15 protein-coding genes are annotated in these 14970 nt (G+C 70.0%); 8 read left to right on the forward strand and 7 right to left on the reverse strand.

Annotation, left to right across the window (positions count from 1 at the left end):
* Positions 1-34 precede the first annotated feature (34 nt).
* From ACFOD4_RS17995 to ACFOD4_RS18005, 3 genes are read right to left on the reverse strand one after another with little or no spacing between them, the layout of a single operon-like run.
* Positions 35-790, reverse strand: coding sequence for an FkbM family methyltransferase (locus ACFOD4_RS17995; RefSeq protein ID WP_379598624.1), 756 nt, complete (start codon positions 788-790; stop codon positions 35-37).
* Positions 787-1662, reverse strand: coding sequence for a VOC family protein (locus ACFOD4_RS18000; RefSeq protein WP_379598625.1), 876 nt, complete (start codon positions 1660-1662; stop codon positions 787-789). Before ACFOD4_RS18000 ends, ACFOD4_RS17995 begins: the two co-directional genes overlap by 4 nt.
* A complete protein-coding gene (locus ACFOD4_RS18005) occupies positions 1659-2318 on the reverse strand; it encodes a glutathione S-transferase (protein WP_379598627.1) in 660 nt (219 codons plus the stop codon). The genes ACFOD4_RS18000 and ACFOD4_RS18005 overlap by 4 nt, the downstream gene beginning before the upstream one ends.
* A 145-nt stretch (positions 2319-2463) precedes the next feature.
* On the opposite strand from ACFOD4_RS18005, the gene ACFOD4_RS18010 reads away from it, so the two are divergent.
* Positions 2464-3294: an SAM-dependent methyltransferase gene (locus ACFOD4_RS18010; protein ID WP_379598629.1), complete on the forward strand. Its 831-nt coding sequence runs from the start codon at positions 2464-2466 to the stop codon at positions 3292-3294.
* Between the two features lie 11 nt (positions 3295-3305).
* Here the strand turns inward: ACFOD4_RS18010 and ACFOD4_RS18015 are convergent, their stop codons facing one another.
* The 3 genes from ACFOD4_RS18015 to ACFOD4_RS18025 form a co-directional block, all read right to left on the reverse strand.
* Complete coding sequence (locus ACFOD4_RS18015) at positions 3306-4343, reverse strand: NAD(P)/FAD-dependent oxidoreductase (RefSeq protein WP_379598630.1); 1038 nt, start codon at positions 4341-4343, stop codon at positions 3306-3308.
* 68 nt (positions 4344-4411) lie between these two features.
* On the reverse strand, positions 4412-4867 hold the full coding sequence (locus tag ACFOD4_RS18020) for a GNAT family N-acetyltransferase (RefSeq protein ID WP_379598632.1): 456 nt from the start codon (positions 4865-4867) through the stop codon (positions 4412-4414).
* Entirely contained in the window at positions 4864-5292 is a 429-nt protein-coding gene (locus ACFOD4_RS18025; RefSeq protein ID WP_379598634.1) for a DUF1810 domain-containing protein, read from the reverse strand. Before ACFOD4_RS18025 ends, ACFOD4_RS18020 begins: the two co-directional genes overlap by 4 nt.
* A 34-nt stretch (positions 5293-5326) precedes the next feature.
* On the opposite strand from ACFOD4_RS18025, the gene ACFOD4_RS18030 reads away from it, so the two are divergent.
* Positions 5327-7189, forward strand: a complete 1863-nt coding sequence (locus tag ACFOD4_RS18030; protein ID WP_379598635.1) for an AsmA family protein — start codon at positions 5327-5329, stop codon at positions 7187-7189.
* A 67-nt stretch (positions 7190-7256) separates the two neighbouring features.
* On the opposite strand, the gene ACFOD4_RS18035 is transcribed toward ACFOD4_RS18030, so the two are convergent.
* Positions 7257-8393 carry a M20/M25/M40 family metallo-hydrolase gene (locus ACFOD4_RS18035; RefSeq protein ID WP_379598636.1) on the reverse strand — a complete coding sequence of 379 codons (1137 nt, stop codon included), beginning with the start codon at positions 8391-8393 and terminating at the stop codon, positions 7257-7259.
* A gap of 290 nt (positions 8394-8683) precedes the next feature.
* Between ACFOD4_RS18035 and ACFOD4_RS18040 the strand changes: the two genes are divergently transcribed.
* The 6 genes from ACFOD4_RS18040 to ACFOD4_RS18065 all read left to right on the forward strand — a co-directional run bounded on the left by ACFOD4_RS18040 (position 8684) and on the right by ACFOD4_RS18065 (position 14919).
* Entirely contained in the window at positions 8684-9265 is a 582-nt protein-coding gene (locus tag ACFOD4_RS18040) for an LOG family protein (protein ID WP_379598638.1), read from the forward strand.
* Positions 9266-9275: 10 nt separating this feature from the next.
* A complete protein-coding gene (locus tag ACFOD4_RS18045; RefSeq protein ID WP_379598639.1) occupies positions 9276-10193 on the forward strand; it encodes a bifunctional riboflavin kinase/FAD synthetase in 918 nt (305 codons plus the stop codon).
* Between the two features lie 83 nt (positions 10194-10276).
* Positions 10277-10516 carry a hypothetical protein gene (locus ACFOD4_RS18050; RefSeq protein ID WP_379598641.1) on the forward strand — a complete coding sequence of 80 codons (240 nt, stop codon included), beginning with the start codon at positions 10277-10279 and terminating at the stop codon, positions 10514-10516.
* 415 nt (positions 10517-10931) lie between these two features.
* Positions 10932-13844 (forward strand): isoleucine--tRNA ligase, encoded by a 2913-nt coding sequence (gene ileS, locus ACFOD4_RS18055; protein ID WP_379598642.1) that lies wholly within the window; start codon positions 10932-10934, stop codon positions 13842-13844.
* Entirely contained in the window at positions 13841-14338 is a 498-nt protein-coding gene (gene lspA, locus ACFOD4_RS18060; protein ID WP_379598643.1) for a signal peptidase II, read from the forward strand. The genes ileS and lspA overlap by 4 nt, the downstream gene beginning before the upstream one ends.
* Entirely contained in the window at positions 14335-14919 is a 585-nt protein-coding gene (locus ACFOD4_RS18065) for a DUF3035 domain-containing protein (protein WP_379598644.1), read from the forward strand. Before lspA ends, ACFOD4_RS18065 begins: the two co-directional genes overlap by 4 nt.
* Positions 14920-14970: the final 51 nt, after the last annotated feature.

A 14970-nucleotide genomic window follows, 5' to 3' on the forward strand; every position in this document is an offset into this window, starting at 1 on the left:
ATCCGGCAGGCGGTTCAGGACATCAGGCAGCGCGTCAGAGCAGGCGCGCCGGCTCCAGACTGGCGTAAACATCGCCGGAATTGGCCTCGGCCGGCAGCGCCTCCAGCCAGCGGGCCAGCGTGCCGGCATGCACAGGGCCGTCCAGCGCGAAGCGCATCTCCTCCCCCAGGCAGGCATTGAAGCGATAGGGGCCTAGCGCCTCGACCAGCTCCAGGGCCGCGTGCGCCACGCCGCGCTGGTGGGTGGTGAACTCGAAACTCAGGCTACGCACGGGGCGCGAAAGGCCGGACAGCACCGCCGCCTCATAGCCTTCCACGTCGATCTTGATGAAATGGGGCGTTCCGTGCCGGGAGGCCAGCGCGTCCAACGTGGTGACGGCCACCGGGATCTCGGCATCCCAGATCTGCCCCTGCCAGCCAGGCGCATCGCCAGCGGCGGCCAGGAAGTCGCGGGAAGCGGTGGCTACCGTGGGGTTGGCGCGGTTCAGGTGCAGCACTGCCTCCCCCGCTTGCCCGCCCAGCAGCACCGGCACCAGCGCCACCCCTTCATCCGCGGCAAAAAGCAGGCGCAGGAGCCGGGCCAGGCGGGGCTGCGGCTCCACCGCCACCGCCCGCGCGCCCAGGCGGCGGAAGCTGGCGGTGCGGTCGCCCACATGGGCGCCAACATCGAAGCCAAGCTCCCCCTGCCCCAGGAAGCGGCGCAGGAAGCCATCCAGCGCCGCCGCGCGGCCCGGCGCGTAATAGGTGCGCAACGAGCGGCCAATCGCCCTCGCCTCCGGCGCCTGGCTCATGCAGCGAAGATCAGGGCCGTGCCGCCGGCATGCTCGGGCGGCAACATCAGCCCGCCCGGCACGACCCGCAGCCGATCACCGGCGATGCGCCGGATCGCCTCGTTGCCGTCATCGGTGCGCAGGGTGCAGGCGGCCAGAAAGGGCAGTCCAGGCGCCGCCACCCCCGGCAGCGCGCGCTCCAGCGCAGCCGGCGGCAGGATGCGCACGCGTCCCACGGGCAGGGGCAGCACATAGCCACCGGCGGGATCGGGCTCGAACGGCAGGCCGGCCAGGCGGGACAGGGCGGTGGCGCTGACCGCCGGCTCGGGCGCTGCCAGGATCGTATCCTCCAGCGCCACGGCACGGTTGGCGTGAACAAGCCAGCGCTCCTGCCACATCAATTGCGGCGTGTGGTGCTGCACCAACTGGATGCGACCTTCCGGCGCGTCGGGGATGGGAAGGCGGGAAAAGCGCGCGGGGGGCCCGCCACTGTTGTCCACCGGCCGCTGCAAGGGCGACACCCCCGGCACTTCCAGCCCCGCCCGCCGCAGGCGCGGCAACTCGGCCTCCGCATCCTCCATGCCGAACGCCAGGATGTGCATGCCCTCATACCGCGCGAGGAATCGCGTGAGGCCATTGTCGAAGCCGGACGGATCCACGATGGCCAACAGCTCAACATAGCCCTGCCGCAGCATGGCGCAGCGATTGGCGGTGCCGTAAAGCTCCAGTGGAGAATCCGGTCCGCCACGGCGCCCGCTCTGCCGGTTCACCGGCGACAGGGTGAAGCCCAGCGCCTCGTAGGTCGCCCACAGGGCCGGGCCATCGGCGGTGCAGAGCCCCACATGATCCAGGCTCGACGCCCCCTCGGAGTCTTCGGGCTGCACCCCGCTCACGACTGCGCCGCCTGTTCGTACTTCGCCAGCTGCCATTCGGCGGGCTCGGCCGCGGCCTCGGCATACCAGCGCTCGATCAGCGGGTGGGCACGCACCGACGCCATGTAATCGCGGCTAAGCGCGGACAGCTCCGGCTCCCAGGTCAGGAACCGACTGACCACGGGAGCGAACATGGCATCCACCGCACCGAAGCGGGCACCGAACAGGAAGGGGCCGCCAGAGGCACGCAGCGCCTCGCCCCAGATGGTCTCGATGCGGACGATGTCTGCCAGCGCCTCAGGCGTGCGGTTGCGGCCGGGGAAGCGGCGCAGGGCCACCATCGGCATGGCCATGCGCAATGCCCGGAAGCCGGCATGCATCTCGGACGCCATGGAGCGCGCGGTGGCGCGTGCAACCCGGTCCTCCGGCCAAAGGGCGGGCTCGAGCTCGGCACAATATTCCAGGATGGCGATGCTCTCCCAGATTCGCGCTCCGCGATGTTCGAGGTAAGGCACCAGGCCGGCCGGCGTCGCATCCTTGATGGCTTCCGTGCCGCCGCCGGCCAGGGGGATCACCACCTCCTCCACGTCCAGCCCGGCAAGGTGCACGGCCAGCCAACCGCGCAGCGACCAGGAGGAATACATCTTGGTTCCGATGACGAGACGTCCCTCGGCCATATCAGGTGCTCCTTCTTCACCGCCCGCCGGCTGCGGGACGTCGCCAAACTAGGGCCAGGCGCCGCTGCGGGAAAGCCGCCAGCCTTGCACCTCCCGGGAACGGCGCCACCTCTGGCCTGACCATGGCGAGGAAGGGCGGCCCGAGGTGGATGTCAGCGAGTATTACGACCAGATGCACACCTACACCTGGCGCGACAGCGCCTTCGAGCTGCATTCGGGCATCCACCACCACGCCATCCACCGCTTCCTCCAGGCACCGGATGGCAGCTTCTCGCCGGACACCATCCACACCCTGCTGGCGGCGCACCTGCCGCGCCTGCCCGGATTCCGAGGACTGGATGCCGGTTGCGGTTATGGCGGCACCTGCTTCCGGCTGCTGCCGCTGACGGGCGGCGTCTGGACGGGCATCACCATCTCGGCCACGCAGCGCCGGCTTGCCGCCGCCCGTGCCGTGGAGCTGGGTTTCGAGGCGCGCGCGCATTTCGCCCGACGCTCCTACGACGATCCGCAGGAAGGCAGCTTCCATGCCATTCTCGCGATCGAGAGCCTCGCGCATAGCCGGGACCCTGCCGCCTCGCTGACGAACCTGGCGCGGCACCTGCGACCGGGCGGCGTTTTTCTGCTTGTGGACGACATGCCCCGCCCCGGCCTCCCGGCGGAGGAAGCTGGATGGCTCGCGGAATTCCGCCGCTACTGGCATTGTCCGGTGCTGCCCATGGCCGATGGCTGGCGCGCGATGCTGGCTGCGGAGGGGCTGGAGCTGGCGCACGACCAGGACCTGCTCCCCCTCACCCGCCCACGCCCGATGGAGATGCTGGAAACGGCCTGGGTCGAGCATTCCGCCCGCCTCCCGGCCCGTCGGAGCGAGGGCTTCGGCGCTGTCGCGGAAGGCGAGCTGGGCGGCATCCGCCTTGAGCAGCTCATGCGGCGCGGCGCGGTGGAATACCGGCTGATGGTGGCGCGTCGCCCCGGCTGAGGGCGCCTTCCCTACTCTGCCGGCACGCCCTTGGAGGTGCTGTACTCGAAATGCAGCGCCTCGCCCGGATAGATCCGCGGATGGATGGCATGCGCCGCCATGGCTGCCTCCGAGAAGCCTTGCAGGATCAGCTTCAGCTTGCCCGGGTAAGTGGCGACATCGCCGATGGCGTGGATGCCGGGGATATTGGTTTCGCAGGTGGCAGGGTTTACCGTGATGTGGTGCTTCTCCAGCCCCAACCCCCACTCGGCGATAGGGCCAAGCTCCATCGACAGGCCGAAGAAGGCCAGCAGGTGGTCGGCCGGCACCGCCTTCTCTTCGCCCTTCAACGTGGCCAGCACCACATGGTCCAGGACGCCATCTTTTCCGGTCAGGCCGTGCAGCTGGTAGGGAATGGCGAGATCCAGCTCGCCCATCGTGGCCGCCGCCTCCATCTGCGCGACGCTTTCGGGCGCGGCGCGGAATTTCGGCCTGCGGTGCACCACCGTCACCCGCTTGGCGATGCCCTTCAGGCTCAGCGCCCAGTCCACTGCCGAATCGCCGCCGCCGGCGATCACCACCCGCTTGTTCCGCAACTCTTCCCGCCGGGCCACCATGTAGCGCACCGCGCCGGTGGCCTCGTAGGCCGACAGGTCGTTCAGCGGCGGCCGGTTGGGTCCAAAGGCGCCGGCGCCGGCGGCAATGATCACCGCGCGGGCCCGCACCAGCTCACCCTTGCTGGTGCGCAGCTCGAAGCCGCCGCCGTCGCGCTCGCTCAGCGCCTCGACCCGACGGCCCAGCAGATAGATGGGGGAAAAAGGTGCGGCCTGCTCCTCCAGCCGGTGCACGAGATCGGCGCCCGCGATCGCCGGATGGGCGGGAATGTCGTAGATCGGCTTCTCGGGATACAGGGCGGAGCACTGGCCACCGATCGCCTCCAGGGTGTCGATCACCACGCATTTCATCCGCAGCATGCCGCATTCGAACACGGCGAACAGCCCCGTGGGGCCGGCACCGATGATGGCGACATCGGTCTCCACCGCGACATGCGGGGCGTTCTGGTCGGGCATGGTGCGGGCATCTCCAAGCTGTGCAGGCGGCATAGAGGCTTTGCGCCCCGGCCGCAAAGGGCGGCGGGTCAGGCCCGGCGCGCCTCGAAATGCGTCTTGCCGCGGGTGAAGCCCGCCCCTTCGTAGAAGCGCAGCGTTTCCGGCTGATGTGAGCCGGTGGCCAGCATCACCTTGTAGCAGCCGAGATCCCAGGCCCGTTCCATCGCCGCCCCCAGCACCGCCCGCCCCAGCCCCGTCCGCCGCCAGGCCGGATCGGTGACCACATTCTCGATCAGCGCGAAGGGGCGTGCGCCGCGCGGCAGGTGCGGCACCACCAACAGCGTGCAGCTCGACACCGGCTGCCCGCCGCGCTCGGCGACCAGCACGGACACCAGCTCCGAGCCCAGCAGCGCGGCCCAGGCGGCCGCGGCGCGCACGGGATCGGGTTCCGGCTCATCCCCCGTCAGGTGGCGGAAAAGCGCGATCATGGCCGGCAGGTCCTCGGCCCGCGCCAGGCGGATGCCGTTAAGCGCCGGGTGCATCATGTTCCGTCCAGGATGGCCAGCGTCGCAGGGTCGCGCCGCCCGTCGTAGAATTGCACCAGCGCATCGGCGAATTCAGGCTGCTCTGGCCGGGCCGTCGCGAACAGCGTCATGCAGGATCGGAACTTCATGTCGTCCGGGCTGCCAAAGATCTGGTGCGCGCTGCGTCCCCGTACGGCATTCACCAGCGCGGTGCATTCCACCAGCCGCCAGCCCAGCACGGGGTGCGCCAGATAGGCCACCGCTTCCTCCAACGAGGCGATGGCGTAGCGCCGCGCCATGGGGCTGTGCCCCAGCCCGGCGATTTGCGGAAACACGAACCACATCCAGTGGCTGCGCTTCTGGCCCTCCGCCAGCTCGCGGCGCACCTGGTTGATCACTGGCGCCTGGGCCTGAACAAAGCGGTCAAGGTCGTAGGGGTCGCTCATGGCAGCCATCCTAAGCTAGGATGCGTGCTTTGCCATGGATGGCGGCTTGTTGCGCTGGATCATTGTTCTCCTCCTGGTGCTGTGCGGCATGTTTGGCGCTGCGTGGCTCAGCCTGAGCAAGGTGGATCTGGCATCCTGGGCCGCACGTCGCGCATCGGCCAGCCTGGGCCGCGAGGTAGCGCTCGACTCGTTGCGATTGGAGCCCGGACGCTGGCTCGGCGTCACGCTGCATGGCCTTCGCGTTGCCAATCTGCCGGGCGGCAGCGAACCTGACATGGTCACGCTGAGGATGGCCAGGGCCGAGATCGACCTGTTCTCGCTCCTGTCAGGCTCACCGGTGCTGAGGCAGGCCGGCGTGCACGGGCTCAGGCTCCTGCTGGAACACGGGCCGGATGGCGCCGCGAACTGGCAGAGGCCAGGCGCCGCTTCGGCGGCAAGAGGCAGGGCATCACCCCGCCCCTCCGATCTTCCCGCCATCCTGACAGCCGCATTCTCCGACGCCGCAGTGGACTTCCGCACGAGCAGCGGAGCGCTGCTGCGCATCAGGCTGGCCGGGGCTCAACTCGCCCTGCCCCCCGGTGCACCGGGAAGCCTGTCCGCCCGCGGCAGCTACAACGGGATCTCCGCACAGGTCACGGGCAGCCTCCTGCCACCTGGCACATCGCACCAATCCGGCGCCCCTTTTGCCGCCCGGCTGACCCTGCGGTGCGGCAACACCCTGCTGCGCTTCGCCGGCAGCATCGCCGACCCTCTCGGCTTTGATGGTCTCGATGGTGCCGTGTCGCTCGACGCGCCAAGCCTCGACACCCTGCTCCGTATCGCCGGCCTCGACGAAGAGGGCGCGCCGGCCCTGCGCCTGGCTGGGCATCTCCGCCATACGGGGCAACTCTGGTCCCTGGACGGCGCCACAGGGAAAGTGGGCGACACCGCGATCGAAGGCGCGTCGCTGGCCCTGGAGGAAGGCGCCCGCGGTCAGCCGGACAGCATCGCTGCTAAGCTGCTCTTCGGGCATCTGGATCTCGACGCTCTGCTGGGGCGCCCGGCGGTGCCGCAACGCGGCCGGCAAGCCAGGGACGCCGATGTGGCGCTGGCGGTGGATCAGGCCCCCGACACGCTGTTGCAGGCCCGGCTTGCAGCATCCCGGCTCAGCTATGGCGCGGTTGAGGCAACCGATGCGCATCTTCATGCCAGCCTCACACCGGGCCGTGTCGCGGTGGAAGGATTTGGCCTGCACGACCTGGGGGGCCGGATCAGCGGCCAGGGCGAGGTGGTTGCCGAAGGCGGGAGCGCCGGTCGGATTCAGGCCATGGCGGAAGTTGCCGGGCTGGACAGCGAGGCCCTGAGGCATGCCCTACAGGCCGGGAGGCTTCCCTTCTCGGGGCGGCTGGATGGCCGCTTCGCCATCACGGCGCAAGGCGAGACGCTGAACGCGGCGGCGCAGGGTGCGCATGCGGCCGCGGTGGTGTCGATGTCGGGCGGATGGATCGACCGCAGGGCTATCGAGATCGCCTCCACCGACCTGCGCAGCGTGTTCCGCCGGGCCGAAGGCAGGACGGCGCTGCGATGCCTGCTGGGGGTGATGGACCTGCGTGCCGGGATCGCGACCATCTCTCCGCTCCGGCTCCGCGCCGACACCGGAACGATTGCCGGACATGGCCGCCTCGACCTGAACAGGCGAACGGTGGACATGACCGTGGGCAGCGAATCCAACACCACCGGCGCGCTGGCGCTCGACATTCCGGTGAGGATCAATGGCCCTATTGCTGATCCCTCGATCCGCCCGGCGGCGTGGAGTGCCGAAGGCCGCGCCTCGCTGCACGCCTCGGACATCGTGGAACGCTTGCCGCAAGGTCTGCGTCCTATGGCGCGCGGAAACCCCTGCCTCGCACCGGGCTGACGCCACCCCCTGACTGGGGCGCAGCCTTCCTGTCCGCCCCGCCTGCCGGCGAGGCGGAGGCCCTGGCTCAATCCCCCAGCGTTTCCATCAGCTCGCACAACACCGCGCAGCGCGGCGCCAGCTCGGGCCAGATCACATGCTCGAACTCCGCATGGGCACCGGCGCCGGCGCCGCCCAGCCCGTCCAGTGTCGGCACGCCCATGGCGGCGGTGAAGTTGCCGTCTGAGCCTCCGCCGCGATGCTGCTTCGGCAGGTCGTAGCCGGCCTTGGCCGCCGCCGCCCGCGCCGCCTCGTACAGCGCCAGCGCCGCGGCGTTCTCCACCATGGGCGGCCGGTTCATGCCGCCGGTGATGGAAACCTCGGTGCCTTCTGGCTGCGGTCCCGCGAGTGCGGAGATGGCGGCTACCAGCGCCTCGCCCTTCTCCACCGTGGCGACGCGGATATCCACCTCGCAGCCGGCCTCGTTGGGAATGACGTTGGGCCGCGTGCCGCCCCAGATCGGCGCGCAGTTGGTGGTGGTGCCGGCTTCCAGATCCACCATGTGATGGATGGCGGTGATCAGCCGTGCCAGCGTCACCACGGCGCTGCGCCCATCCTGCCAGTTACCACCGGAATGGGCGCTCTGGCCCTTGACCTTCACCACCATGCGGCCGGTGCCCTTGCGCGCCGTGACGCAGGCCTTCTGCGTGCCGCCGGCCGGCTCGGGGATCAGCACGGCGCAGGCCCGCGCCGCCTCGGCCTCGATCAGTTCGCGGCTGGTCTGGCTGCCCACCTCCTCATCCGAGGTCAGGATCAGGGTGATGGGCGACTTCGTGCGGGTGCCCTGGCGCAGGATCTCCCGCAGCGAGTGGAAGGCGAAGAAGGAGCCCGACTTCATGTCGTAGATGCCCGGTCCGTAAGCTTTTTCGCCCTCCACGCGAAAGGACAGGACGCCGTGGTCCCACACCGTGTCGAGGTGGCCGGCCACCACCACCGGGCGGCCATTGCCGGACGTCTCGGGCGGCGTGCGCGCGATCAGCTGGCCACCGCGCCCGTCGCGGCCAGGGATGCGTTCCACCCTGGCGCCCACCGCCTCCAGCTCGGCCGCGATCTTGTCCATCAGCGCGTCGATGGCGGCGGGATCGGTGGTCGGCGTCTCATGCTCCACCCAGCCGCGCAGTTCCTCCAGCAGGGTTTCGCTGGTGCCGATCCGGGTCATGGGCATGGGGCGTCCTCTCCTGTGACGGTGAAGGCCAGGGTTGTCGCGCCACGTCGCCGGCTTGTCCATGCCAGGGCGCATGCGGCCCAGCATCCGCCAAGCTTGTCCCGCGGCCCGACGGGCGGTAAGCCCGGCAAGCGGCGCAACATCGGCGCCGCGAGGGGCGGGCCCGCCACCAAGCCCCGCCGGCCGCCCGGCCCCCGCCGACACAGCGGCGGTCCGCCCGGAACGCCGGAGGCCGACCCTCCTGCCGCGACAGCCGGGGGCAACTCCGCCGAAACCACAGGTCTGATCTCATGAAGCGTGTCTGCGTGTTCTGCGGCTCCAATCCCGGCCTCAACCCGGCCTATGCCAGTGCAGCCCGCGCTCTGGGCCGCGCCATCGCGGCACGTGGGCTCGGCCTGGTCTATGGCGGCGGCCATGTCGGGCTGATGGGCATCGTGGCCGACGCCGCCATGCGCGAAGCGGCGGAGGTGATTGGCATCATCCCCGAGACGCTGATGCGGCGGGAAGTCGGCCACGGCGCCATCACCGACCTGCGCGTGGTTTCCACCATGCATGAGCGCAAGGCGATGATGGCCGACTTGTCGGACGGATTCATCGTGTTGCCGGGCGGCATCGGCACGCTGGAGGAGGCAGTGGAGGCCTTCACCTGGACCCAGCTTGGCATCCACGACAAAGGTCTGGTGTTCCTCGACACCGCCGGATACTGGCAGCGCATGGGCGCCGTGTTCGACCACATGGTGAGCGAGGGCTTCCTCCACGAGAAGCACCGTGCCCTGGTGACCCTGGCGGAAACGCCGGAGGAGGCGCTGGACGCGCTGGAGGATTTTACCCCCGTGACGGTGGAGAAGTGGGCGGAGAAGACGCAGCGGTGAGTGCAGGCCGGTGACCGGGATCCCCGCGATCAACATCCCCCGGGAGGCGCGTGGCGCCACCGTGGCGCTGGGCAATTTTGACGGCGTGCATCTGGGGCACCGGGCAGTGCTGCGCGCCGCCCATGCCGCCCGCCCCGACCTGCCGGTGGTGGCGCTGACCTTTGAGCCGCATCCGCGCGAACATTTCCGCCCCGACGACCCACCCTTCCGCCTGACCCTCGGGTCCGAGAAGGCGCGGGCGCTGAAAGGGGCAGGCGCGGCGCACGTTGTGGCGCTGCCCTTCAACGAAGCCTTCGCCGACCTGTCCGCAGAAGCCTTTGTGACCGAGATCCTGCACGGCGCGCTGGACGCCCGGCACCTGTCCTGCGGCGGCGACTTTGCCTTTGGCCACCGACGCGGCGGCGACGTGGCCTTTCTGGGCGTGGAGGCCGAGCGGCTGGGGATGGGGCTGACCGTGGTGCCGCACCTCTCGGACGAGCACGGACCGATCTCCTCCACCGGGATCCGCCGCGTGCTGCAGGACGGCTATCCCGAACGCGCCGCGCGGTCTCTCGGCCGGGATTGGGTCATCAACGGCGTCGTGAGCCATGGCGACAAGCGCGGCCGCACCATCGGCTTCCCGACCGCCAACGTGCCGCTGGGGCGGCACCTGGAGCCGGCACGCGGTGTCTACGCCATCCGCGCCCTGCTCCCGGATGGCGGGGTGGCGCCCGGGGTGGCCAATATCGGCATGCGCCCCACCGTGGGCGGCACGGAAAGCCGGGTGGAGGCGCATCTGTTCGACTTCAACGGCGACCTCTACGGCCAGGAGATCGGCATCGCGCTGGTGCACTACCTGCGCGCCGAGAAGCGGTTCCCCGACTTCGCGGCGCTGAAGGTTCAGATCGGTGTGGACGCGGCGGAGGCGCGGCGGCTGCTGGGCGCCTGAGCGCGTGTGGATGGCCTGTCGCCCATTGCGGGACCAGGCCGAGGCACCATGATCTTTGCTGCCCCCTCACTGGAGATCACCCGATGCGCAGCCCCGTTGCCTCCCGTTCCGCTGTTGCCGCTGGCGTGGCCGCGGCCCTCGTTCTTAGCCTGGCCGCCTGCGGCGCGCCCTCCGGGGGAGCATCCCCGGCGCCATCCGCGCAGCCCGGATCCTCCTCGCAGCCTTCTACCCTGGGCAGCACGCAGCCGCGCTCGGCCCTGCCCGGCAATGGTGGCCAGGGCAACAACACAGGCTCCGGCGGCAGTTCCGGCGCCAGCCGCTGAACCGGCAGGAGGCCGGATAGCACACCCGGAGCGCCGCGCGGGCAAGGCGCCGCCGGGTGACCCGGCGGCTGGATCCAAGCCGGTTCGGCCAGGGCCAGGGCTGCGTTCTGGTGCGGCCGTCCTCCAGACGCATCCCCGCCGCCCTCCTTTGCCAAGGCCGCATTGCCTCGCTGCCCTGGCGGGCGCCGCCGCATCGCGATCTCAACACACCGGCAAGTTGCTTGACCTCGCCCCGGACGCGCCGCAAAACGCCGGCATGGTCCCATTGCCGACAGGCCCGCAGACGATGCTCCCGGGCGCACGAATTCCCAGCCCGGTTTCCTGAACCCGCACCGGGGCCAGGGGGCCGGGGTGCCTGATCTTCTTCCTTTCTCCGCCTGACCGCCTGCCCGCCAGGGCCGGCATGGACACCATGATGACCGACGCCTCGCCTGCCTCTCGCGATTACCGCGGCACCGTCTTCCTGCCGCAGACCTCTTTCCCCATGAAGGGCGATCTGCCGAAGCGCGAGCCCGGTTGGCTGGAACGGTGGGAGCGGATCGGGCTGTGGTCGCGTCTGCGCGCGCAGTCCGAGGGGCGCGAGAAGTTCGTGCTGCATGACGGCCCGCCCTACGCCAACGGTGCCCTGCACATCGGCCACGCGCTGAACAAGATCCTGAAGGACGTCATCAATCGCGCCGCGCAGATGAGCGGCAAGGACGCCGACTACATCCCTGGCTGGGACTGCCACGGCCTGCCCATCGAGTGGAAGGTCGAGGAGGAGTATCGCAACCCCAAGGGCAAGTATCAGGGTGGGCGGGACAAGGACGCCGTGCCGGTGCTGGAATTCCGCGCCGAGTGCCGCGCCTATGCCGCGCACTGGCTGGACGTGCAGCGGGAAGAGTTCAAGCGCCTGGGCGTCGCCGGCGACTGGGCCGGCCGCTACGCCACCATGGACTTTCCCTCCGAGGCCGCCATTGCCGGGGAGATCGGCAAGTTCCTGCTGAACGGCTCGCTGTACCGCGGACTACGCCCGGTGATGTGGAGCCCGGTGGAGAAGACAGCCCTGGCCGAGGCCGAGGTCGAGTACCACGACCACAAATCGGCCATCCTCTACACCGGCTTCCCGATCATCGCCGGCGCGCCGGAGGACCTGATCGACGCCGAGGCGGTGATCTGGACCACAACCCCTTGGACCATCCCGGCCAACCGCGCCCTCGCCTACGGCGCGGAGATCGACTACGCGCTGGTGGTGGTGGATGGCGTCGCGGACGGGATCGAGCTGGTGCGGGCGGGCCAGCGCTTCATCGTCGCCGAGGCGCTGATCGGTTCCTTCGCCAAGGAGGTCGGCCTCGCCGCCTTCAGCGTGAAGCGGGTGTTCAAGGGCGCGGAACTGGCCGGCGCCATCGCCGCCCATCCGCTGCGGAGCTGGTCCGGCGCCGATGACGGCTATCAGTTCGCCGTGCCGCTGCTGGAAGGCGATTTCGTCACCACTGAAGCCGGAACCGGCCTGGTGCACATGGCGCCGGCCCATGGCGAGGACGATTTCCACCTGACGCGCGCCCATGGCATCGCGGTGCCGGAATGCGTGGCCGATGACGGCACCTATACCAGTCAGGCGCCCGGCTTCACCGGCATCCACGTGTTCAAGGCGCATGAGCCGGTCTGGGCTGCGCTGACCGAAACCGGGCACCTGGCGGGCAAGGGCTTCATCACCCACTCCTACCCGCACAGCTGGCGCTCCAAGAAGCCGATCATCTTCCGCGCGACGCCGCAATGGTTCATCGCCATGGATGACGGCAACCAGATCCGCGCCAAGTCGCTCCAGGCCATCGCCGAGACGCACTTCGTTCCCGACCAGGGGCGCAACCGCATCGGCTCCATGGTTGCCGCACGGCCCGACTGGTGCATCAGCCGCCAGCGCGCCTGGGGCGTGCCCATCGCCGTCTTCGTCCACAAGGAGACCCGCGAGGTGCTGCGCGACGAGGCGGTGCTGGATCGCGTCTGCACCGCCTTCGCGGCGGAAGGGGCGGATGCGTGGTACAGGCCCGGGGCCGCCGCCCGCTTCCTGGGAGACGGGCGGAATGCCGATGATTACGAGCAGGTCATGGACATCGTGGATGTCTGGTTCGAATCTGGCTCGACCCACGCCTTCGTGCTGCGCGACCGCGGCCTTCCCGTGCCCGCCGACCTCTACCTGGAGGGCTCGGACCAGCATCGCGGCTGGTTCCACTCCTCCCTGCTGGAAAGCATCGGGGCCAACGGTCACGCGCCGTTCAAGGCCATCCTGACGCACGGCTTCGTCCTCGACGAGGGCGGGCGGAAGATGTCGAAGTCGCTCGGCAACGTCACCGCGCCGCAGGAGGTGACGCAGCAATACGGCGCCGATATCCTGCGCCTGTGGGTGATGAATTCCGACGTGTCGGACGATCTGCGCATCGGCAAGAACATCCTGGGTCAGCAGGCGGAGCTGTATCGCCGCATCCGCAATACCCTGCGCTGGCTGCTGGGCAATCTGGCCGGCTTCGAACAGGGCGAGGCGACCGCCCGCAAATCGGACGATGAGCCGTTCTCCGGGCTCAGCGCCGGCGCCTACCGTGCCTTGCCGGAACTGGAGCGCTGGGTGCTGCACCGGCTCTCGGAGCTGGATGCTCGGATGCGCAAGGCGGTCGCGGATTACGATTGGAACGGCGTCTACCCCGAGCTCCACGCCTTTTGCGCCACCGACCTTTCGGCCTTCTACTTCGACATCCGCAAGGACAGCCTTTACTGCGACGCGGCCGACAATCCGCGCCGCCGCGCTGCCCGCACCGTGCTGGATGTGCTGCATCGCTGCCTGACCGCCTGGCTGGCCCCCGTCATGCCCTTCACCGCCGAGGAAGCCTGGCTCGCCCGCTTCCCGTCGGAGGATGGCTCGGTCCATCTGCAGGGCTTCCCCGAGATCCCGGCGGAATGGCGCGACGAGGCCCTGGCCGCGAAATGGGACACGATCCGCGGCATCCGGCGCGCCGTGACCGGCGTGCTGGAAAAGGCCCGCGCTTCGGGCGATATTGGCTCCTCGCTGCAGGCTGCGCCGGTGCTGCACCTGCCGGAAGAGCTGTTGCCGCTGCTGCCACCGGCGCAATGGGCGGAGTTGTGCATCACCTCCGATCTCCGCCTCACCACCACCCCTGCCCCCGAGGCGGCGCAGATGGCCGAGAGCCAGCCCGGCGTAGCCGCCCTGTTCGCCCCGGCCGCAGGCGGGAAGTGCGAGCGGTGCTGGCGCGTCCTTCCCGAGGTGGGAAGCTCGGCGGCGCATCCGGGCCTGTGCCTGCGCTGCGAGGCGGTGGTGGAACAGGCCGCGGCATGAGCCTCAAGCTCGGGCTGCCGGTGGCCACCGGCCTGCTGGTGGCGGATCAGATCAGCAAGTGGTGGATCCTGGAGGTGCTGCGCCTGCCGGAGCGCTTCCAGGTGAAGCTGCTCGATTTCGGCAGCTTCGGCTTTGACTTCACCATGGTTTGGAACCGTGGCGTCACCTTCGGCCTGCTGGCGGGCGAGGCCTTGTGGCACCGGCTTGCCCTGGCCGCCGTCGCGCTGCTCGTGGTGGCTTTCCTCCTCCGCTGGATGGCCCGCGCCGAGAACCGCCTGACCACCCTGGCGCTGGGTGGCATCACCGGCGGCGCCATCGGCAACGTGATCGATCGGGTGCGTTTCGGCGCGGTCGTGGATTTTGCCGATTTCTGGATCGGCTCCTTTCATTGGTACGTGTTCAACCTCGCCGACGCGGCCATCGTCATCGGCGTTGTCGCGCTGATGGCCGACGCCTTGTTCCGTCCGCGCGCCACGGCTAAGGAAACACCATGAGGACGCTTCCCTTCCAGGCGCGCGGCGCCGCGCCCGCGCTCCGTTTCGCGACGCTCGGCTGCATCCTGCTGCTGGCGGCCTGCGGCAGCGACACCTCCCGCACCCTGGGCTTCACCCGGGATGCCCCGGACGAGTTCGCCGTGGTCACCCGCGCTCCACTCTCTCTGCCACCCACATTGGGGGAACTGCCGCGGCCGCGCCCCGGCAGCCCCCGCCCGCAGGAGCTGCGCGGCCCGCTGGCCGGCGAGGCGGCCCTGGCGCCTGGCGCCGTTTACGGTGTCGGTGCCAGCACGGGCCCTTCGAGCGGCGAGTCGGCTCTGCTGGCCCAGGCCGGCGGCAGCGTGCCGGCCGGCATCCGCAACACGGTGGACGAGGAAAGCCTGCGCCTGGAAACGGCCGACCGCTCCGTGGTGGACCGGCTGATGTTCTGGCGCGACGCGCCCCCGCCCGGCACCGCCGTGGATGCCGGGCGCGAGGCGCAGCGCCTGCGCGAGAACGCGGCATTGGGGCGCGACAGCGTGGAGGGCGAGACGCCGATCATCCAGCGCCGCCGACAGGGTCTCTTCCAGGGCCTGTTCTGAACGCCCGCCTTGCGCAATTCCCCTGTTGCCTTGGACGCTCCGCCCCCATCT

Source organism: Teichococcus globiformis (assembly GCF_042646265.1).
GTDB classification, from domain to species: Bacteria; Pseudomonadota; Alphaproteobacteria; order Acetobacterales; family Acetobacteraceae; genus Pseudoroseomonas; species Pseudoroseomonas globiformis.